Here is a 19504-nt window from a genome sequence, read left to right as displayed (position 1 = left end):
TTGAATATTACACCGCCACCGGCGCTTTGATAGCCGGCCACGGCTCATAATTTACCAGCTCAAAATCTTCGTATTTAAACCCGAAAATATCGGTCACCTCGGGGTTGATGCGCATCTGAGGTAGCAGTCGGGGCTCGCGGGTGAGCTGCAGCTCGGCCTGTTCGAGGTGGTTGCTGTAGAGGTGGGTGTCGCCGCCGGTCCAGATGAATTCGCCGGGCTGCAGGCCCGTCACCTGCGCCACCATGAGGGTGAGCAGCGCGTAGCTGGCAATGTTGAAGGGCACGCCCAGAAACACATCGGCCGAGCGCTGGTAGAGCTGGCAGGAGAGCTTGCCATCGGCTACGTAGAACTGAAACAGGGCGTGGCAGGGCTGTAGTTTCATCTCCGGCAGCTCGGCCACGTTCCAGGCCGAAACGAGGATGCGGCGCGAGTCGGGCTGCGTCTTGAGCTGCTGAATAATCTGCGCAATCTGGTCGATGTGGCCGCCGTGACCGTCGGGCCAGGAGCGCCACTGGTGGCCGTACACGGGGCCGAGGTTGCCGTTTTCATCGGCCCATTCGTCCCAGATTTTCACGCCATGCTCCCGGAGGTAGGCAATGTTGGTATCGCCCTGCAAAAACCACAGCAGCTCGTGGATGATGCTTTTCAGGTGCACCTTCTTGGTCGTCACCAGCGGGAAGCCCTCGGCCAGATTAAACCGCATCTGCGGGCCGAATATGGACACGGTGCCGGTGCCGGTGCGGTCGGTTTTCACGGTGCCAGTATCGAGGATTTGGCGGAGCAGGGCTTGGTATTGGCGCATGGGAATAGGAAGCAAACCGGAGTTCTGTAATCTTGTCTGCCAAATTTAAGAGCCAGCAGGTGGTTGGCGGACAGGCTATGCTTTATCTTATTCCAGCACACTACCTTTCGATGGTGTAGATTCAACCTCTTTCAGAAATGATGAATAGTCGTTACCGACCACTCGTTCCCGCGCTGATTATGGCAATTTGTTGCATCAGCACGCTCATTTTTTGGCTCAAAGGCACCACTAATGAGGCAGGTGCTCCTGTGGATTATGTTTTAAACGCCAAGCATTACGGCGCTTTTGTCGCCACGGGTGCAACGCTTGCTTCCTTCTTTTTTCTGAGGCGCTATTTCAAATATTTCTTTGCCCTGACTTTCCTGCTTGGGGTTCTGGGCCTGATAAACTTTACTTTAAGCGAAGTAAATTTTTACATTGCGTTTGGCTCGCTGCAAATTGGCTCAAGCCCGACTTTAGCAATTATTGGCTTGGTAACCTTTTTTTTATATCCAAAGAGAATTACCACAAAGCTCTCTGCGCTCATCAAGCCATCTGAAGAAAAAATTGCCCGCGCACAGCAGGAAGAAATAGCGGCTTTTAAAGAAAGATTCTCCAAAAAAACGGCCGAAGAACTCAGCCAAATTGTTATGGCCAATGCTTTGGTGCCTTCCGCACTAATAGCCGCACGTGAATTACTAAGGGAAAGCAAATAATTCTCTCTTGTGAAAAAGTCGCTTCGGAAACGAATCGGCTTTTTGTTGCCTACGTTTCTTGTTCGTCCATAAAATCCGAGCAATCCGTGGTCAGGATTTCGCCCGCCACAGGCGCCACCAAGGCAGGTAGGGCTGGTCGTGGTGCTCGTAATGATACCCGAAAAAATAGCAGCTCACAAAGGCCCATAGGTGGTGCCGAAACTGACTGCGCGACTTGTGCGGGTTATCAGCCGCGTGCTCGCCCCGGTGCGGCAGATAGGTGCCGAAGAAAAAAAGCTGGAAAGTGCCCAGCACGGCGGGTATCATCCAGAAGGCAATGACATTGGCCTGCGGAAAAAACAGCTTGAGCACGTTGTACGTCACGGCCATGAGCAGCACTTGCCACCACGTCACGTAGTTCCAGGCGAAGCGCACGAACCAACGCAGGAAGCCCGGGTGGCGGCCGTCGTGGAAATCGGGGTCGTCATCGGTGCCCACGTGGCGGTGGTGGGCGTGGTGCTTGGCCAGCATGCCGGGAAACCAGTTGTAGGCAAACAGCCCGGCGGCCAGGGTGCCCAGCGTATTATTCAGTCGCTTGTTAGGGCTCACCACCCCGTGCATGGCATCGTGCGCGGTGATGAAGAGGCCGGTGTAAAGGTGCGTTTGCAGCAAAGCCAGCAGATACGGCGCGGGCGAATACCAATTTGGCTGGTACCGGGCCAGCAAAAAGCCCAGCAACGCCGCCCATAGTACCACAATCAGTCCGCCAATAGCCAAGCCGGTCGTGCCGACGGGCGCGGGCGCAACGCGCTTGGCTATAGTGGCCGCGGTAGAATTCATGCCTTGCTTATAAAGCCATGAGCCGGTCGCGCACCTGCTCCATCAGCCACATCGGCGTGCTGGTGGCCCCACAAATGCCCACCGACTGCCCCGGCTGGAACCAGGCCGCGTCAATTTCAGCCACGTTGGAGATGAAGTGCGTTTGCGGGTTGGTTTCCTTGCACACCTGGTAAAGCACCTTGCCGTTGGAGCTTTTGGTGCCCGACACAAACACAATCTGGTCGAACTGCGCGGCAAAACGACGCAGGTCTTTGTCGCGGTTGCTCACCTGCCGGCAAATGGTGTCGTTGGCATTCACCTGGTAGCCCCGAGTTTCCAGTTGGTTCTTGATGTTGTAAAAGCTATTGGTGCTCTTGGTAGTCTGGCTGTAGAGGGTGATGTTTTCGGGCAGTTCGTGGCTCAGCAGCTCATCAAGGTTCTCGAAAACCACGGCGTTGCCGCTGGTTTGGCCCAGCAGGCCCAGGACTTCGGCGTGCCCGTGCTTGCCGTAGATGAAGATTTGCTCCTTCTTGTCGTAGCTGGTTTTGATGCGGTTTTGGAGCTTGAGCACCACCGGGCAGCTGGCATCAATCAGCGTGAGGTTATTCTCCATGGCCATCTGGTAGGTGGCCGGTGGCTCGCCGTGGGCGCGGATAAGCACCGCCTCATCGCGCAGCTCGGCCAGCCGCTCGTGGCAGATGATGCGCAGGCCACGGGCCTCCAGGCGCTGCACTTCTTCGTCGTTGTGCACGATATCGCCCAGACAATAGAGGTAGCCCTGCTCGTCGAGCAGGTCTTCGGCCATTTGAATGGCGTAAATCACGCCAAAGCAAAAACCAGAGTTGGGGTCAATTCGGACGCTGAGCGACAGGTTCGGCATAGGACCTCGGTAACCAGCAACCTACCCGCAAGGTTGCGTAAATCGGGCCGGGTAGCCGAAAATACGTTAGCCAGGCCTATTTGAGTTTCGGTTAGGCTAAAATGAGGCACAAGCTTCCGCTTAAAAGGGCCAGGAGCGGCAGCTTATGCTACCCGGATTCTACTCCTTCACTTTGCTCAATTTCTGCGCGTCGTCGTCGCTCACATGGCCACGCCCTACCAGAAAACCGCGCACCGTGCGGAAGGCTTCCGCGTCGAGGCCGGTGCCGGGGTGGTTCAGGGCGGCATTGAGCAGCAGCTCTTTGTCCTCATCCACGTGCTTGCTCAAGCCCAGGAAGGCCGGCAGATTGCTTTCCACTGAAAAGCGCAGGAAGCGGATTTCCGGGTTGCGCGGGTCGAGGCTCACGGCTTGCTCGAAGGTGCGGGCGGCATCCTGCACGTAGGTCAGCTTGTTGAACATCGACGCGTCGCGGGCACGAATGGCTTCGGCGGCAGCTTTGTAGCCCAGCACCAGGGCGTCGCGGTCTTTGTAATCGGCCAGCAGCTTGTAGAATTTTTCCCCGGCCGTTTTGTCGGCGGCGGCTTGCTCGTAGTGGCGGCGCAGGATGGCGGGATGGTAGGGCGACGAAGACACGGCGTTGGGATTAAAGAAGTTGAATGCGGCAGCACAGGCGGCGCGGGGCGCGGCAGCCATAGGAAGCGAATCTTGCGCAAGTGCCTCCATTGGCCGGAAAATGTTGGGCAAATCGGCCGCCGAGGACGACGACCAAGCCACGGACAGCACTGCTAAAAAATGGAACTCAGGAATACGCATATTGGCAAAACTACGGCGTAGGGCCGCTAGTGTTTTGTGCCCAGGCAAAAGCCGGGCCCAAAACCACCCTCAAATGCGCGACAACCGGTAGCGGAAATACGAGCCCAGCAGCAGCAGCAGCTTGGTATTGTCGGGCACCCGCACCCGCTCGCCCAGGATGCGCGCCGCCGGCAGCTTTTTGATTTTGTAGAACAGCTTCAGGTAGTACACATACGCCAGGTACACGCCCAGCTTAGCCGAGCGCGGCAGCTGCTGAATGCCCTCGTAGGAGGCCTCAAAATCGGCCTTGATGTCGGCCTCAATCTCGCTTTTGGTCGCGTCGTTAAACCGCGAATACACCACGCCGGGGAAGTACACGCGGCCCCGGTCCTCGTAATCGGAGCGGATATCGCGCAGGAAATTCACCTTTTGAAACGCCGAACCCAGGCGCCGGGCCGGCTCGCGCAGCCGCTCAAACTGGGCATCGTCGCCGTCGCAAAAAATGCGCAGGCACATCAGCCCCACCACTTCGGCCGAGCCGTAGATGTATTCATTGTACAGGTCGGGGTGGTAGCTCTGGTCCTCCAAATCAAGCGCCATGCTGTGCAGAAACGCCTCGATAAACTCGCGGTCGATGCCGTAGCGCCGCACCACGTCCTGAAAGGCGTGCAGCACCGGGTTGAAGCTCAGGCCGGCATCGAGCGCCTCGTAGGTCTGGCGGCGGAAGTCGGCCAGCAGCGCGGCCTTGTCATGGTCGTGGAAGGTATCCACGATTTCATCGGCCCAGCGCACGAAGCCATACACGGCGTACACCGGCAGGTGCAGCCGCTCATCGAGCGTGCGGATGCCCAGCGTGAACGAGGTGCTATAGCGCCCCGTGATAAGCTTGCTGCACGCCAGGCTGGTATCGGTGAAGAGTTTAACGTGGTCCACTTTGGTTAACTATTAAGAACGTCATGCAGAGCGCAGCGAAGCATCTTTACTGCGCAACGCAATTCAGGCAAATGGATTAGTGCGGTAAAGATGCTTCGCTGCGCTCTGCATGACGGGCTATTTAATTTCCTTAAGCACTTCGCCCGCCACCACCTGGCCCGAAATGAGCGAGGGCGGCACGCCCGGCCCGGGCACGGTAAGCTGGCCCGTGAAATACAAATTTGCCACTTTTTTACTCTTTAGCGTAGGCTTGAGGATGGCGGTCTGTTTCAAGGTGTTGGCCAAGCCGTAAGCGTTGCCCTTGAAGCTGTGGTAGTCGGCCATGAAGTCGCGGTGGGCGTAGCTGCGCTTGAACACCACCGCGTCGCGGATTGTGTGGCCGCAATGCTTTTCCAGCCGGGCCATCAGCAGGTCGTAGTACCGCTCGCGGGTGGCTTCATCGTCGCTCAGGCCGGGCGCCACCGGGATGAGCAGAAACAGGTTTTCCTGGCCTTCGGGGGCAACGGTGGGGTCGGTTTTACTGGGCACGGAGGCGTAGTAGAGCGGGCGCGTGGGCCACTGCGGCTGCTCATAAATCTCGCGGGCATGCTGGTTCAGGTCCTCGTCGAAGAAGAGGTTGTGGTGGCGCAGCTTGTCGAGCTTGCAATTGACGCCGAGGTAGAACAGCAGGCTCGAAGGGGCCATGGTGCGCGAATCCCAATACTGCTCGTCGTAGTGGCGAAATTCCGGCTTGAGTACTTGCTGCTCAATGTGATGGTAATCAGCCCCGGCCACCACGACATCGGCGGCGTGGAAGCCGCTGGCGGTGCGCACGCCGGTGCTGCGGCCGTTTTCCACTACAATTTCCGTCACTTCCTGGTTGTATTCGATGCGCACGCCCAGTTCCTCGGCCAGGTGCACCATGCCTTCCACAATCTTGTGCATGCCGCCTTTGGGGTACCAGGTGCCCAGCGCCAGGTCGGCGTAGTTCATCAGGGAGTAGAGGGCGGGCGTGTTTTCGGACGTGGCGCCGAGGAAGAGGATGGGAAACTCCACCAGCTCCAACAGGCGCGGGTCTTTGAAAAACTTCCGTACGTGCTTGTGCATGCTTTGCAGCACGTCCATCCGCACCATATCCACCAGCAGCTTAGGGTCGGCAAATTCGAAGATGGAACGGCTCGGGGCATACACCAGCCGGTTGATGCCTACTTCGTACTTATATGCTGCCTGCTTGAGAAACTCGTCGAGCCGGGCGGCGCTACCGGGCTCGTAGCGCTCGAACAGGGCGCGCAGCTCACTCATTCGGGCCGGAATATCCACGGCCTCGGGCCCTTTGAAAATCACCTGATACGACGGGTCGAGGCGGATTAATTCGTAATAGTCCGCCACTTTTTTGCCGAAGCGGGCAAAGTATTTCTCGAACACGTCGGGCATCCAGTACCAGCTCGGGCCCATGTCGAAGGTGAAGCCCTGGGCGTGAAAAACCCGCGCCCGCCCGCCGGGGCCTTCGTTCTTTTCGAGGATGGTGACGCGCCAGCCGGCTTGCGCCAGCGTGGTGGCGGCGGCCAGCCCCGCGAAGCCGGCACCAATAACAACAGCAGAACGAGCAGCAGGGGAAGAATTCAACAAACCGGAATACGAGTGAAGATGCCGCAAGCTACAATCCGGCCGAAGACTTTGTTTTAGCCGGCTGCTGCAACCCGATTGCACAAGCTGGAGATTTTCGTCTACGCTTCCTCTATTTCAAAAATCCTTGCAAACACATACAATTACTTTTAATTCAGATAATTATCACATTAAAACAATCATATTAAAAGTCCGTCATACCCAAAAATGAGCTTTACAATGGCAGGGGCATTATCACACCTTTGGAGCATAATAACGCAGCGCCAATACCGCTAACGTTCCCATCTCACCCGCAACGCCTCCACTCATGAAACGCCGTGACTTTCTGTTTCGAACCGCCCTGGGCGCCGGTTTTGCCCTCTTGGGTCAGCTCCGGCAGGCCGCGCAGGCCCGCACGGCCGATGCCGCCGCGCAGGCCCGCTGGGCCGAACTGGTTGACTATGCCCGCTGGTCTCCCTCGCCACACAACGTGCAGCCGTGGAAGCTGCTGGTGCTCAGCAATACCGAAGCGCGCCTCTACTACGAGCCAGCCCGCCTACTGCCCCACACCGACCCTACTTCCTGCTTCACCATCGTTGGACTGGGTATGTTCATCGAGAGCCTGCGCATTGCCGCCGCCCCGCTGGGCTATGGCCTGCAAGTCCGGCACACCAATGAGCCCCGCCTGAACTATGCCGCCAATACGCCGCAGCTGTTCGCCGATTTACGCTTGGAGCCCACGCCCCAAACCGGCCCCGCCTCGGTCTTCGACCGTGAGCTGCTCAAGCAGCGCCGCACCTCGCGTCTGCATTACGACGGCCGCCCCGTCGCCGCCGAGATTCAGCAGCAGCTGGCGAGTCTGGCGGCGGCTCACGGCCACCAGCTCACCTGTTCCAACGATGCGGCGATGGTCGATTTCATCCTCGACCTCAACCGCCAAACGCTCTTCACCGACCTCGATGACGCGCCCGTGCGGCAGGAGTTGGCTGGCCTCATCCGCACGACAACTGATGAAGCGAATACCAAAAAAGATGGTCTCTGGAGCCACTGCATGGGTTTTCCGGGCCGGCTGATGCACAACTTTTTCTTTCATCCCGAGCGGTTTCGTAGCCCGTGGAAGCGGAACGTGCTGGGCAAAGTATACCGCCATTCGATGCACGGCACCAGCACAGTAGCTTGGCTGCAAGGCCGCTTCGAAACCCGCGTCGACTGGCTGCAGGCCGGTACGCTTATGCAGCAGCTGTGGCTGGAAATGACGCGTCACGGTGTGTACCTCCACCCCTTCGGCTCGGTGGTGACCAATGAGGCGGCGCACCGCCAGTTCCTCGAAAAAGTTGGCCACCAGCCTTCGGATGCACCGCTTTGGCTACTGGTGCGCCTGGGCTACAGCACCGAGCCGCCCCGCAGCCTCCGGCTCAACACACAAGACATTTTTCTTACTGCCATTCCTTCCTAAATCATGAAAACCAACCTGAGAACCTATTTCCTGGTCGCCCTGGTGCAAGTGCTGGAAGGCTGGCGCCACCTGCTGGAGCTGCACAACGGCACCATGCTGCTACTGTTTCTGCCCCACATGGAGCGCCTGCGCTGGAATCTGGGCAAGCTGAAGGCACTGGCCGTGTTTGAGGAAGCGCGCCGCCGCACCCCGGCCTACCGGCAGTTTCTGGCCGAGCACCCGTTTGGCCGCATGCGGTTCCGCAGCCTGGTGGTGCCCGATTTGGGCCGCGTGCCGGTGATGGACAAGGAAAACTACGTGAAGCGCTTCGACATCGGGGCGCGCTGCCGGGGCGGGCGCGTACCGAGCCACGGCGTGATTGTGGACGAGTCGTCGGGCAGCAGCGGCGTGCCCACCAACTGGGTGCGCGGCCACGCCGAGCGGCAGGCCAATAAGCGCATGCTCGAATTTGGCCTCACCCGCCTCATTGGTGAGGGCCCGCACTTCATTCTAAATGCGTTTGCCATGGGCCCTTGGGCCACGGGCATCAACATCACCATGGGCCTCACCGACATTTCCATGCTAAAATCGACCGGTCCCGACGTGCCCAAAATCGCCAATACGCTCCGTTTTTTTGGCCCCGGCCACCGCTACCTCGTCCTTGGCTACCCGCCGTTTCTCAAGCTGCTGGTCGATACGGCCGGCATCGACTGGGCCGCGTACGACGTGAGCATGATTTATGGCGGCGAGGGCATCAGCGAGCTGATGCGCGACTACCTGCTGGCCAAGGGCATCCGCCGGGTGTATGGCTCGCTGGGCGCGTCGGATTTGGAGCTGAACATTGCGGCCGAGAATGATTTCACCATTGGCCTGCGCAAGGCGTTGCTGGCCAGCCCGGCGCTGCGCGCCAAGCTGCTTCATTTTCCCGGCGCGGTGCCGGTGGTGTTTCAGTTCAACCCCGCCGACTTCCACCTCGAGACCACCCGCGCCGGCGAGTTGCTGGTCACGCTTTGCCGGCCCAACTACCTGTCGCCCAAAATTCGCTACAACCTGCACGACCGCGCCCAAATCATCCGCTTTCCAGAACTGAAGCGCCTGCTTCGCAGCTGCGGCCTGCGCCCCGAGGATTTCGCCCTCTCCTACTCCGACCTGCCCATTCTGCTACACTACGGCCGCGCCGACATGACCGTGGCCTACTTCGGTTGTAAAGTTTCGCCGCCCGATGTGCAGGAAGCCCTCCTCGGCGTGCCCGAGTTGGCCGAGCGGGTGGCCTCGTTCACGCTCTTCACCAGCGAAGGCCCGCAGGCCGACAAGCAGCTCCGCATCTGCTTCGAGCTGGCCGAGCGCCAGCCCCTGCGCATCCGCAACGACGCCGCGCTGAATGATTTGTTCTTCGAGGAGTTGCGCCGCATCAACCAGGATTTCCGCGAGTCGTGGCGCATGGTGCCCGAAGGCCAAAAACCGCAGGTGGAGTTCTTTGCCTACAAAACCGGGCCGTTTGCGGACGAGGACATTCGCATAAAGCGCCGGTACATTCAAGCGGCGTAGAACCGTAGCGTGGACTCTGCGAGTCCGCGCATGGGCGCGGTTCCTAGCATGCGCGGACTCGCAGAGTCCACGCTACAAAAGCCGAACGCCCGCCGCTTCCAGACTTGGAAACGACGGGCGTTCAATTTCTAACCTTAGAAACCTACTCCTCCACCACGTCGCCGCCGGCGCTGGCTCCTACCGGCGCGTACACTTGCAGGGCCGCTTTCAGGTCCTTGCGGGCGATGTGAATGCGGTTTTTTACGGTGCCAATGGGAATTTGCAGCTTCTCGGCAATTTCCATGTACTTGTAGCCGATGTAGTACATCATGAACGGCGTGCGGTAGTCGGTGCCGAGGCTGGAAATGGCCTCGTTGATGTCGCGCACCACGAAATCGGACGTGGCGCCGTTGTGGGTGATGTAGTTCTGGTCGGTGTTGAAATACTGGAAATACTCCGTGCTGTCAATGTTGGAGCTGCGCTTGGTAATCTTGTTGTAGTTGTTGATGAAGGTGTTGCGCATGATGGTATACAACCACGCCTTCAGGTTGGTACCGGCCTTAAACTTGTCCTTGTTGAGCAGGGCCTTGAGGAGGGTTTCCTGCACTAAATCCTTGGCGTCGTCAGCGTCTCGCGTCAAATTCATGGCGGCGGGCCGGAGCGTCAGCGAAATTTTCTGCACTTGCGAGGTGAATTCGAGCGAGTTCATGCTGTTTAGCTTTTCGTGACCGTTTGTTAAACAAATATACGAGCCCGCCGCAAATTCAGCTAGCCCCGGCCAAACTATTTCGCTCGGCACGCCTACTTCTTTTAAGCCGGCGCGGCAAGGTACACCCGGCCAAGGATTTGCCGGGCTCTTGTTCCGCCTTTGCCCATTATCAAATAATGAAGCTTGCCGACCAAGTACGAGCCATTGTCGCCCGACGGTTTGGGTTGGTGGGCTAAGCGGCCACTGGCTCGGTGGCACTTTCGGCTACCAAGGCCAGAAAGTCCGTCATCAACTCCGGCGAAACGCAGTTTTTGGGCAACACCAGCCCTTCCTGCCGGGCCAGCGGCCCGTAGAGCACCACCAATTTATCGGGGCAACAGGCCGAAAGGGCGTGCGCAAACTCGCCTACCCGGCTGCGCTCCGGCTGGGTGGTGAGCACCGTGGCCAAGGCATCGGGCTGGTAGGTTTCGCACACGGCCGTCAATTCCTCCACTGGCATATTCTGACCCAGATACAGGGTGTGCTGGCCGCGGGCCCGCAACACGTAGTTCATAAATAGCAGCGCCAGCTCGTGCAGCTCATTGGCCGGCAGAAACAGCACCCAGCGCCGGGCCGTGGCGGGCACACAGGGCAAAGAATCGGTGGCGGCCAACATTTTCTGGCGCAGCAAATGGGCCAGCAGGTGTTCCTGCGCCGGATTGACGGTGCCCGCCAGCCACATCAGCCCAATGCGCTGCAGCAGCGGATAGGCCACAAACAACATCATTTTCTCGAAGCCCAGTCGGGCGCTGGCCTCATTCAGCAAGTAGTTCAGGCGCTGCTCGTCGAAGCCGAGCATGGCGGCTAGCAGGGCGTTTACCTGCTGGTGGTAGTCGTGCACGTCGTTGCAACAGGCCAGCACGGCGGCTTGAATTTCGGCATCGCTCAGGCGGGCCACCTGCGAGATGCGCTGGCCCCGGCTGCACAGCGTGGTCACGTTCAGCAGGCGGCGCAGGTCACTCTCGCAATAGGTGCGGATGTTGGTGGCCGTGCGCACGGGCCGCAGCAGGCCGTAGCGCTGCTCCCACATCCGAATGGTGTGCGCCTTAACGCCCGAAAGCTGCTCTAAGTCGCTGATGGAGAAGTGGCCCATTGGGGTTGGTTGGGGTGAGTAGAAGAACGTCATGCTGAGCGAAGCCGAAGCATCTTTACCGCGCAACTAATCCAATTTTAAGAGTTTACTACTGAGGTAAAGATGCTTCACTGCGTTCAGCATGACCTACCTTGTTTTGACTTTTACCGGCTCGATTCTGGGCCTGCTTCCGGGCCAGCTCCAGGTATTTTGGCGATACCCACAGCAGGCCGAATTCGGCCGAGCCGTCGCGGCCGATGGTTTTGTGGTGGGTTTTGTGGGCCATGTTGAGTGCCCGGAGGTAGATATTGTCTGACTTTTTCCAGAAGCGCAGCCGGCCGTGAATCAGCACATCGTGCACGAAAAAATAAACCGTGCCATAGGCCGCAATGCCCACACCCACCCAAAACCACCAACGCCCACCATTATCGCCGGTAATGAAAAGCAAAGCCGAAATAGCGCCGTAAATCAGGAAAAACAAGTCGTTGCGCTCCACCGGGTGCGGGTGCCGTACGTGGTGCGAGCGGTGCAAAAACCACAGCGGCCCGTGCTGCACAAACTTGTGCATGAACCACGCCCAGAATTCCATGAATCCGAAGGTGGCGAGGGTGATGCCAATGGCGGCCAGTGCTGTCATGCGGAAGTAACCCGAACGGGAAAGGGGTTGTTTGGAAATGACGCCGAAACGCCGCTTCGCGCCGGATTAATTCCGTGAACGAAGCGGCGTTATTTAGGTTTAGGGCTACGAATAAATGAATTCTGACTTACCAGCCAATCTTTTCCTTGCTCAGGAAGGCGGCAATGCCGCGGCGGCAGTCGTCGGAGCCGCGGGCTTCGGCGTTGCGCTGGGCGGCGTAGCGCAGGCCTTCCTCGAGGTCCATCTCGGGCAGGCGGGCCAGCATTTCCTTGGTCACCTCCATGCTCTGGGCCGAATTTTCGCGGCACAGGCGCTGGGCGTAAATGCGGACGGTTTCGGCCAATTCTTCTTTGGGGACCATGAAGGTGATAAGGCCCATGTCGAGCACCGTTTGGGCCGAAACGGGGTCGCCGCTGAGCAGCAATTGCTTGGTGCGCGCCTCCCCTATTTTGCGCACCAGAAACACGCTCACTATGGCTGGAAGGAAGCCGATTTTGACCTCCGTGTAGCCAAACTTGGCCTCGGGGACGGCAAACGTCATGTCGCAGATGGCGGCTAGGCCGCAGCCGCCGGCCAGCGCGTGCCCCTGCACCTGGCCAATAACCACTTTTTTGAGGGTATAAATCTGGTGGAATAGCTGCATCAGGTGCGTCGAGTCTTCCAGATTGTCGGTGTAGCCAAAGCCCTGCAGGTCCTGGATGTATGCCAAATCGGCGCCGGCGCAGAACACGTCGCCGGCCGCACGCAATACGACAACTTTCACATGCTCATCGTTTTCAGCAAACTCGAAAGCCTGCTTGAGTTCCGTTACCACATCGGCGTTCAGCGCGTTGCGCTTGTCGGGACGGTTGAGGGTGATGTAGCCGATGCGGTCCTGGGCTTCGTAGCGGATGTAGCGAAGGGCTTCGAGTTCGGGCGTGAGCAGGTTTTCCATGAGGAGCGGGGTCGGCGCGGACGGATGGTTGTAACCAAGACGCCAATCGGGGTGGAATGGTGGCATCCGGCTAGGCAATAAACGGAAAAAAGCGACACTTGGTCGGATGTGCTCGACCAAGCCGGCATCCATGCCGCCCAAATAGCTTGGCTATTAGGCTATACATCGCTCCATCGGCAACTCGGGCCGCATCGGCGGGAGGTTGCCTGAGTAGGGGTTGAATACCGCTTGGACGCACCTCTACAGCGGCGGCGCTATCCGAAAGGCGCCCTGAGCCGTCACGTCCCAGGTGCGGAAGCCGTGGGCGCGCAGGCTGGAATCCTGTCGCGCCACGTACCAGATTTTGCAACTTGAATCGAACACGACCTTCGCCTTGATGCCAAATACAGCCGCCAGCGTTTCGGGTTTCACGTGGGCATTGCGGCGCAGTACTAACACATCAACTGGCACCTGCTGCGTAGCCGAAGGAATGCGACCTGACACGAAGCCTACGCGCAGGCCGCGCCACTGCGCCAGCACTACCGGTCCTGAACGAAAAAACGAATTTTCAGCCGTGCTGTCAGCATCGGTCAGGCGCTGCACCGGCACGGTGGTGCCGCGCCAGCCCACGCTGTAGTGCGTGCGCCGGGCCGCCTTGCGGATGATGCCGGGCAGGAGGCGGTAGGTGCGCTCGGTTTCGTTGAGCGCCACCGAATCGGGGGTAACGAACTCGGCACTCGCGCCCTGCCAGAAACCCACCGCCGAGCGGCGCGGGATGCTGTACACGATGAATTCTTCAGTGGGCGCCACGGCGCGCGCCTCGGCTACGCGGCTGCCGGCGTAACACAGCAGCAGCAGGGCCATGCCACGCAGCCAGCCCAGTTGCCGGGTATTGAGCCAAGCCAGAAAGGTGCCGATGAGGCCAAATATCAGCACCGTTTGCAGGGCCGAAACGTGGATTTCTCGCACGACCCAGCCGGAAAAGTAGCGGCTAATAAGGAAAATGTATTCGTTGAATAGCCAGACCATTTTTTCGAAAACCCAGGCAACGCCTTGGGGAGCCCAATCCAATGCAGCTGAAACCGATGGAAACCAAATACCTGGCCACGCCACCAGGCCTTTCACCAGTAACAGCGCCAGGCCCACGTAAACAGCCGCGCTCGAAATGGGCACGGCCACCAGATTTGAGAACAAAAAGCTGAACGGGAACTGGTGGAAATAATAAAGCCCCAGACCAAACGTGGCTACCTGCGCCGCCAAGGAGAGCGCCACGGCCTGCCACACCTTGTCTAGGAACCAGCCAATTGTCCGCCAAAGCCAGTTTCCGGCCTTCGACTGCCAGGCCCGTTGCCGGGCATAGAAATACTCTTTCACATCCAGCCAGCGGGCAATGCGCGGCTGGATATACACGATGCTCAGCACCGCCAGAAATGAGAGCTGAAAACCCACGTCGGCCACCAGAAACGGGTTCCAGAGTAGCAGGAAAAACGCCGCCACGGCCAGCGTGTTGAAGATAGAGCTTTGCCGCCCCCAGGCCCGGCCGATGATGAGAAACGTAAACATCACCGTGGCCCGCAGCACCGACGCCGACAAGCCCGTGATAAAAGCATAGCCCCAGATAACCGTCAGCCCCAGCAGCGCCGACCACAACCGGAACCCCGGCAGCCGCCCGAAAAGCTTCTGCAGCAACCAGGTCAGCGCCAGATACAATAGGCCCACCTGTAAGCCGCTCACGGCCATAATGTGTGAGGTGCCCGTGCTGCTGTAGGCCTGTTTGGTGTCGGCATCCACGTCGTCCTTGATGCCCAGCACCAGCGCCGAGGCAATGGCGTACTCGCGCTTAGCCTTGATGTATTGGCGAAAAACGCCGTCGAGCTGTTCCGCAAAATTCATACTCAGCGCCACCAGAATATTCGGCGGGTCGGAGCGCAACACTTTATACTGGTCGGGGTGGATGTACTGCTGGTGGTACACTTGCCGATAAGCCAGGTACTGGCGGTAATCAAACTCGCCGGGGTTGAGCGGCGGCTTGCTGGGGTCGGGGTGCCCGCGGATGAGCCAGACCTCGCCGTAGCGCGGTTGAGCGATGCCCGCCACCCGCGGCAGCGACACCCGCACGCCGCCCGTGGACCGCTGCCAGCGCCCGCTCACGCGCACCGATTGTACCCGCAGCGTGGTGGCAAAAGTGGCCTTGCGCACGACAGTGGCCTCGTCCACCACCGCCTGATAGCAATCAATTTTATCGGCAAAGCGAAAAAGATGGTCGGCCCGCCGGCTTTCGGTGGCGCGCTGGGTGAGCGCCGCCCCAAACACCACCACAGCAACCAATGCCACGATGCCGGCCGCGTCGCTCGCAGCCGGTTTCCGCTGACGAATAGCCCAGGTAATGAATATAATGGCCACCACTGCCAGCCCCACGGCCACGGGCCACATTTCCGGCCAGGTTTCGCCCAGATACAAGTAGGCTACAATTCCGCCAATCAGCGCGGGCGTGTAGCGAACGAACGGAAAGGTAGCCCAGGTAATCATTTGCGGCAGAGGCGGAGAGTATATTGAGCTGGCAATGTAGCGGTTTGGTCACAAATCCGCGTAATTACCTCCTCCGCGCTACACCGTAAGCTGCTGGCCTATTCCAGCACCATCTTATAGTGCTGGATATTGGCTTCCTCAAACATTTCCCCTTCCGTTTTGAAGCCGTGACGGGCGTAGAAAGGCACGGCCCGAATCTGGGCATTTAAATACACCGGCGCATCCGGCAGCTCGGCCTGCACGTCGGCCAGCACGGCGTGGAGGAGCGCCGCCCCAATTTCCTGGTTGCGAAAACCTTCCAGCACGGCGAAGCGCTCCAGCTTCACGCCGTTTTCGGTTTCGCGCCAGCGGGCGGCGCCGGCGGGCATGCCATCGGCCGCACGGGCCAGGTAGTGGCGGGCATCGGTGCGGTCGTGCACGTCGTTTTCAAGGGTGGCCGGCACGCCCTGGCCTTCCACGAATACTTTCTCGCGGATGGTGAAGGCGGCGTCGAGGTCGCGCAGGTCGGTGATACGGTAGGCGGTGGCGGACATGGTTGGAGGAATTAAAAAAATGTCATCCTGAGCGCAGAGAAGGACCTTATCACCGATGAACGAAATGTGTTCTGACGTGATAAGGTCCTTCGCTACGCTCAGGATGACAGGTTAAAGAAAGCAGAAATTACATCGCCTGCTCGTGGTTTACGGGCAGTTCGGGTTCTTCCGCCGCCGGGGCATCCGTCAACAGGCCCTGCTCGCGCAGACGGCGTTCGTGGCGCTCGTCGCGGCGCTGGCCGTTGGCGGCGCTTTGCTGGCCCTGGCGCATCTGCTCTTCGTTGTCGAATTTGTCGTAGGCTTCCACGATTTCCTTCACCAGGCGGTGGCGCACCACGTCTTCGGACGTCATTTCCACGTAGCCGATGCCTTGCACATTCTTCAGAATATCCAGCGCCTGCATCAGGCCCGATTTCTGGCGGGTGGGCAGGTCAATCTGGCTGCGGTCGCCGTTCACCATCACCTTGGCCGTCGGGCCCATGCGGGTCAGGAACATCTTCAACTGCGAGGGCGTGGTGTTCTGGGCCTCGTCGAGGAGCACAAAGGCGTTGTTCAGCGTCCGGCCGCGCATGTAGGCCAGCGGGGCGATTTCGATGATTTTATTTTCCTGGTAGAACTTCAGCTTTTCAGCCGGAATCATGTCCTCCAGGGCGTCGTAAATCGGCCGCAGGTAGGGGTCGACCTTCTCCTTCATGTCGCCGGGCAGGAAGCCCAGGCTTTCGCCGGCCTCCACCACGGGGCGCGAGATGATGATTTTCTTCACCTCTTTGTTTTTGAGCGCCCGCACGGCCAGCGCCACCGAAATATAGGTTTTGCCGGTGCCGGCGGGGCCCAGGGTGAAGGTCAAATCGTGGGCCATCACCGTGTCAATCAGCTTTTGCTGGTTGGGCGTTTTGGCTTTGATGACGCCGCCCTTGGCCCCGAACAAGAGCACGTCGGGCGAGGCGGCCAGCACCCGGCCCTCGGCCTCCTCGGAGGTGGCGGAGAGGTACTGGTTCACCGTTTTGTCGGTAATCTGGCCGTACTGGTGGTAGTGCTCGATGAGCGACGACAATAAATCGTTGATACGGGAGATGACTGCCGGCTGGCCCTGAATCTTGATTTCATTGCCGCGGCTGATGATTTTAGAACCCGGGAAAGCGGCGGCTAACTGGCGGATATTCTGATTGTCGGGGCCGAGAAAGTCGACCAGGGACATGTTTTCGAGGGTGATGATTTTTTCGACCAAGGACGGGGAGAGGGGGAAAGAAACGGAGTGAGCAGGCAAAAAGAAACGGGCCTTTCCGCATAAACCGGCTACTTTTGCCCCGGTTCGGGCGGCCCGACAATACTACGAAAAACTACCGAACGCAGGCATGGGCTTGATAACATTGCTGACCGATTTTGGCTACCGCGACCATTACGTGGCGGCGCTGAAAGCGCGACTTCTGCAATTGGCCCCGGCCACCACCGTGGTCGATATCAGCCACGGCGTCGAACCCTTCAACATCGCGCACGCCGTTCACGTTCTCCAATCCGTGTTTCGAGATTTCCCCGAGGGCACGGCGCACGTCATCGGCGTTGATGACCACGGCGCGGGCCCCGAGCCGGGCTGGCAAGTGGCGCGCTTCGAGGGCCACTATTTCCTGGCCGGCGACAACGGCATCCTGGCACTGCTCACCAACAGCGCCCCCGAAGAGCTGGTGGCCCTGCCCGCCGCCGTCACGGCCTCCCCCACCCGCGACGTGCTACTGCCCGCCGCCGTGGCCCTAGCCCAGGGCGAGCCAATGACCTCACTGGGCCCCGTGGTGCAGGATTTCCACCGCCTCAACAACCGGCAGGTGCGCATTCAGGACCACCGCATCACGGGCCACGTGGCCCACGTGGACCACTACGGCAACCTGATTACCAACATTTCCCGCACGGCGGTAGAGGCCGTGGGCCACGGCCGCAAATTCGCCGTGCATTTCGGGCGCGACGTGGTGCGCGAGGTACACCCGCACTTCTCGGCCGCCCCTCCCGGTGAGGCCGTGGCCGTGTTCAACAGCCAGAACTGCCTGTGCCTGGGCATCTGCCAGGGCAACGCTGCGGAGCTGCTGGGCTTGCATTTTGACTCGCAGGTGGACGTGCGGTTTCCGGTGGAGTAGCGCTTTTGTGGTCAGCCAAGCATTAAAAAAAACGTCATGCTGAGCGGAGTCGAAGCATCTCTACCGCGCCAGTAATTCATTTACTATTGCGGTAGAGATGCTTCGACTCCGCTCAGCATGACGTTCTATGTCAGCCAGCTAAGGTAGCCGAAGCCTATTTCAGCGCGCCTTTCAGGTCGCTAACGGCGACGCCTTGGGCCTCTTTAGCTTCGGGAACCACGGCGGCCATGCCGAAGAATTCGTGGGTAGTGCCGTCGTATTTCTTGTAGTTGGTTTTCACGCCGGCGGCGGTCAGCTTGTCGGCCAGGGTTTTGCCTTCGCTCGTGAGCGGGTCGTAGTCGGCGGCGATGATGGTGGTGGGCTCTAGGCCTTTCAGGTTGGCGGCTACGAGGTTGATGCGCGGGTCTTTCAAATCAGCTGCCGTGCGCTGGTAGTTCTTGAAGAACCACTCCATGCCGCCCTTGTTGAGCGGCGCGGTTTCGGTGTTGGCTTGGTACGACGGCGTGTTGGTGTCGGAGCCGGCGATGGGGTACACCAGCACCTGGTACTTGGGCAGGGCCACTTTTTTGTCGCGGGCCATGATGCTCACGTTGCAGGCCAGGTTGCCGCCGGCGCTTTCGCCCACCACGGCAATTTTGTTGGGGTCGCCCTTCATGCTGGCGGCGTTTTTCAGCACGTACTGGTACGCGGCGAAGGAATCGTCGTGGGCGGTCGGGAATTTGTGCTCGGGGCCTTTGCGGTATTCTACCGATACCACGATGGCACCCACCTGCTCGCATAGGGCCTGGGCCGACGCGGCGTAGGTATCATTCGTGGCAATCACCCAGCCGCCGCCGTGGTAGTACACGATAACCGGGAACGGGCCGGCGCCGCCCTTGGGCGTGTAAACACGGGCGCTCACGCCGGGCATCAGCTTCATCGTCATTGTGTCGCAGTTCAGGGGCGGCGCGGGGATGCCGCTCACGCGCATCTGCTTCATGGCGGCGTCGGCGGCGCTGGGCTGCTTGCGGGCCTGGGCGGCGGTGAGCTCGGGGAAGGGCTTGTTGTTGAAGCTCATGAGCTGCTCAATCACGGCCTGCATCTCGGGCTTGATGTTGGGGCCCCAGGCGGGCTTGGCCATGGTGGGCTTCACCTCGCCGGGCGTGCTGGCCATGCCGGCACTGTCGGGCTTGGCGGCCGTGGCGGTGGTGTCGGCCGTGGCGCCTGGGGTAGTGGTTTCGGTGGAGGTAGTGCTGCTGTTGCAGCTGCTCAGGAGCAGGCCGCCGGTGAGTACCGGGGCAATCAGCAGGGCTAACGGGCGGCGGATAGGGTGTTTCATGAACGTAAAAAGAGTGTGATGGTGATTAGCAAAAAATGGATGTTTAACCCTTACGAATCCTTTAATCGGAGGTTGGAATCATTGCATTTTTTCAACCCATTACGCTATATCAAAGCCCGAGGGACTTGTCCGCGAATCGAATTATTTTTACAGATGAGCTTAAATCAAACCCGTTATAAACC

At 59.4% G+C, this 19504-nt stretch carries 18 protein-coding genes; 4 read left to right on the top strand and 14 right to left on the bottom strand.

What is annotated here, in order from left to right; translation table 11 throughout:
• Nucleotides 1–7 precede the first annotated feature (7 nt).
• A complete protein-coding gene (locus Q5H92_RS23125) occupies nucleotides 8–802 on the bottom strand; it encodes a thymidylate synthase (RefSeq protein WP_305013942.1) in 795 nt (264 codons plus the stop codon).
• A gap of 137 nt (nucleotides 803–939) precedes the next feature.
• Between Q5H92_RS23125 and Q5H92_RS23120 the strand changes: the two genes are divergently transcribed.
• On the top strand, nucleotides 940–1497 hold the full coding sequence (locus Q5H92_RS23120; protein WP_305013941.1) for a hypothetical protein: 558 nt from the start codon (nucleotides 940–942) through the stop codon (nucleotides 1495–1497).
• Nucleotides 1498–1587: 90 nt separating this feature from the next.
• On the opposite strand, the gene Q5H92_RS23115 is transcribed toward Q5H92_RS23120, so the two are convergent.
• The 5 genes from Q5H92_RS23115 to crtID form a co-directional block, all read right to left on the bottom strand.
• The gene (locus Q5H92_RS23115; RefSeq protein ID WP_305013940.1) at nucleotides 1588–2316 is read right to left on the bottom strand and encodes a fatty acid desaturase; all 729 of its coding nucleotides are present in this window, start codon (nucleotides 2314–2316) and stop codon (nucleotides 1588–1590) included.
• 7 nt (nucleotides 2317–2323) lie between these two features.
• Nucleotides 2324–3175 (bottom strand): 4-hydroxy-3-methylbut-2-enyl diphosphate reductase, encoded by an 852-nt coding sequence (locus Q5H92_RS23110; protein ID WP_305013939.1) that lies wholly within the window; start codon nucleotides 3173–3175, stop codon nucleotides 2324–2326.
• Between the two features lie 159 nt (nucleotides 3176–3334).
• The gene (locus Q5H92_RS23105; protein WP_305013938.1) at nucleotides 3335–3868 is read right to left on the bottom strand and encodes a hypothetical protein; all 534 of its coding nucleotides are present in this window, start codon (nucleotides 3866–3868) and stop codon (nucleotides 3335–3337) included.
• A gap of 189 nt (nucleotides 3869–4057) precedes the next feature.
• Nucleotides 4058–4900, bottom strand: coding sequence for a phytoene/squalene synthase family protein (locus Q5H92_RS23100; RefSeq protein ID WP_305013937.1), 843 nt, complete (start codon nucleotides 4898–4900; stop codon nucleotides 4058–4060).
• Nucleotides 4901–5017: 117 nt separating this feature from the next.
• Nucleotides 5018–6505: a bifunctional phytoene desaturase/3,4-desaturase gene (gene crtID, locus Q5H92_RS23095; protein WP_305013936.1), complete on the bottom strand. Its 1488-nt coding sequence runs from the start codon at nucleotides 6503–6505 to the stop codon at nucleotides 5018–5020.
• Between the two features lie 307 nt (nucleotides 6506–6812).
• On the opposite strand from crtID, the gene Q5H92_RS23090 reads away from it, so the two are divergent.
• Together Q5H92_RS23090 and Q5H92_RS23085 are read left to right on the top strand one after the other, a co-directional pair.
• Nucleotides 6813–7940, top strand: a complete 1128-nt coding sequence (locus Q5H92_RS23090) for a nitroreductase family protein (RefSeq protein ID WP_305013935.1) — start codon at nucleotides 6813–6815, stop codon at nucleotides 7938–7940.
• A 3-nt stretch (nucleotides 7941–7943) separates the two neighbouring features.
• A complete protein-coding gene (locus Q5H92_RS23085; protein WP_305013934.1) occupies nucleotides 7944–9467 on the top strand; it encodes a phenylacetate--CoA ligase family protein in 1524 nt (507 codons plus the stop codon).
• Between the two features lie 142 nt (nucleotides 9468–9609).
• Here Q5H92_RS23085 and Q5H92_RS23080 read toward each other — a convergent pair whose 3' ends face one another.
• The 7 genes from Q5H92_RS23080 to Q5H92_RS23050 all read right to left on the bottom strand — a co-directional run bounded on the left by Q5H92_RS23080 (nucleotide 9610) and on the right by Q5H92_RS23050 (nucleotide 17106).
• Nucleotides 9610–10155, bottom strand: a complete 546-nt coding sequence (locus tag Q5H92_RS23080; protein ID WP_305013933.1) for a sigma-70 family RNA polymerase sigma factor — start codon at nucleotides 10153–10155, stop codon at nucleotides 9610–9612.
• A 232-nt stretch (nucleotides 10156–10387) separates the two neighbouring features.
• Nucleotides 10388–11287 carry a MerR family transcriptional regulator gene (locus tag Q5H92_RS23075; RefSeq protein ID WP_305013932.1) on the bottom strand — a complete coding sequence of 300 codons (900 nt, stop codon included), beginning with the start codon at nucleotides 11285–11287 and terminating at the stop codon, nucleotides 10388–10390.
• Nucleotides 11288–11375: 88 nt separating this feature from the next.
• Entirely contained in the window at nucleotides 11376–11903 is a 528-nt protein-coding gene (locus Q5H92_RS23070) for a sterol desaturase family protein (protein WP_305013931.1), read from the bottom strand.
• Between the two features lie 127 nt (nucleotides 11904–12030).
• Nucleotides 12031–12837 carry an enoyl-CoA hydratase/isomerase family protein gene (locus Q5H92_RS23065; protein WP_305013930.1) on the bottom strand — a complete coding sequence of 269 codons (807 nt, stop codon included), beginning with the start codon at nucleotides 12835–12837 and terminating at the stop codon, nucleotides 12031–12033.
• Nucleotides 12838–13077: 240 nt separating this feature from the next.
• Nucleotides 13078–15345 (bottom strand): ComEC/Rec2 family competence protein, encoded by a 2268-nt coding sequence (locus Q5H92_RS23060; protein ID WP_305013929.1) that lies wholly within the window; start codon nucleotides 15343–15345, stop codon nucleotides 13078–13080.
• Nucleotides 15346–15443: 98 nt separating this feature from the next.
• Complete coding sequence (locus Q5H92_RS23055; protein WP_305013928.1) at nucleotides 15444–15878, bottom strand: GNAT family N-acetyltransferase; 435 nt, start codon at nucleotides 15876–15878, stop codon at nucleotides 15444–15446.
• Nucleotides 15879–16005: 127 nt separating this feature from the next.
• Complete coding sequence (locus tag Q5H92_RS23050) at nucleotides 16006–17106, bottom strand: PhoH family protein (protein ID WP_305013927.1); 1101 nt, start codon at nucleotides 17104–17106, stop codon at nucleotides 16006–16008.
• A 127-nt stretch (nucleotides 17107–17233) separates the two neighbouring features.
• Here Q5H92_RS23050 and Q5H92_RS23045 point away from each other — a divergent pair, with 127 nt between their 5' ends.
• The gene (locus Q5H92_RS23045) at nucleotides 17234–18004 is read left to right on the top strand and encodes an SAM hydrolase/SAM-dependent halogenase family protein (protein ID WP_305013926.1); all 771 of its coding nucleotides are present in this window, start codon (nucleotides 17234–17236) and stop codon (nucleotides 18002–18004) included.
• Nucleotides 18005–18158: 154 nt separating this feature from the next.
• Here the strand turns inward: Q5H92_RS23045 and Q5H92_RS23040 are convergent, their stop codons facing one another.
• Nucleotides 18159–19322, bottom strand: coding sequence for an alpha/beta hydrolase (locus tag Q5H92_RS23040; protein ID WP_305013925.1), 1164 nt, complete (start codon nucleotides 19320–19322; stop codon nucleotides 18159–18161).
• Nucleotides 19323–19504: the final 182 nt, after the last annotated feature.

Origin of the sequence: Hymenobacter mellowenesis (assembly GCF_030581005.1) — a bacterium.
GTDB lineage: Bacteria > Bacteroidota > Bacteroidia > Cytophagales > Hymenobacteraceae > Hymenobacter > Hymenobacter mellowenesis.
The sequence above is the reverse complement of the archived record's forward strand: the minus strand, read 5'-3'. Positions and strand labels throughout refer to the sequence as shown.

What these genes read in the sequence shown, in the direction of transcription:
- Q5H92_RS23065 (WP_305013930.1), bottom strand. Translation starts at nt 12,837, where the DNA reads ATGGAAAACCTGCTCACGCCCGAACTCGAAGCCCTTCGCTACATCCGC.
- Q5H92_RS23055 (WP_305013928.1), bottom strand. Translation starts at nt 15,878, where the DNA reads ATGTCCGCCACCGCCTACCGTATCACCGACCTGCGCGACCTCGACGCC.
- Q5H92_RS23115 (WP_305013940.1), bottom strand. Translation starts at nt 2,316, where the DNA reads ATGAATTCTACCGCGGCCACTATAGCCAAGCGCGTTGCGCCCGCGCCC.
- Q5H92_RS23120 (WP_305013941.1), top strand. Translation starts at nt 940, where the DNA reads ATGATGAATAGTCGTTACCGACCACTCGTTCCCGCGCTGATTATGGCA.
- Q5H92_RS23080 (WP_305013933.1), bottom strand. Translation starts at nt 10,155, where the DNA reads ATGAACTCGCTCGAATTCACCTCGCAAGTGCAGAAAATTTCGCTGACG.
- Q5H92_RS23105 (WP_305013938.1), bottom strand. Translation starts at nt 3,868, where the DNA reads ATGGCTGCCGCGCCCCGCGCCGCCTGTGCTGCCGCATTCAACTTCTTT.
- Q5H92_RS23040 (WP_305013925.1), bottom strand. Translation starts at nt 19,322, where the DNA reads ATGAAACACCCTATCCGCCGCCCGTTAGCCCTGCTGATTGCCCCGGTA.
- Q5H92_RS23075 (WP_305013932.1), bottom strand. Translation starts at nt 11,287, where the DNA reads ATGGGCCACTTCTCCATCAGCGACTTAGAGCAGCTTTCGGGCGTTAAG.
- Q5H92_RS23060 (WP_305013929.1), bottom strand. Translation starts at nt 15,345, where the DNA reads ATGATTACCTGGGCTACCTTTCCGTTCGTTCGCTACACGCCCGCGCTG.
- Q5H92_RS23085 (WP_305013934.1), top strand. Translation starts at nt 7,944, where the DNA reads ATGAAAACCAACCTGAGAACCTATTTCCTGGTCGCCCTGGTGCAAGTG.
- Q5H92_RS23125 (WP_305013942.1), bottom strand. Translation starts at nt 802, where the DNA reads ATGCGCCAATACCAAGCCCTGCTCCGCCAAATCCTCGATACTGGCACC.
- Q5H92_RS23090 (WP_305013935.1), top strand. Translation starts at nt 6,813, where the DNA reads ATGAAACGCCGTGACTTTCTGTTTCGAACCGCCCTGGGCGCCGGTTTT.
- Q5H92_RS23070 (WP_305013931.1), bottom strand. Translation starts at nt 11,903, where the DNA reads ATGACAGCACTGGCCGCCATTGGCATCACCCTCGCCACCTTCGGATTC.
- Q5H92_RS23045 (WP_305013926.1), top strand. Translation starts at nt 17,234, where the DNA reads ATGGGCTTGATAACATTGCTGACCGATTTTGGCTACCGCGACCATTAC.
- Q5H92_RS23110 (WP_305013939.1), bottom strand. Translation starts at nt 3,175, where the DNA reads ATGCCGAACCTGTCGCTCAGCGTCCGAATTGACCCCAACTCTGGTTTT.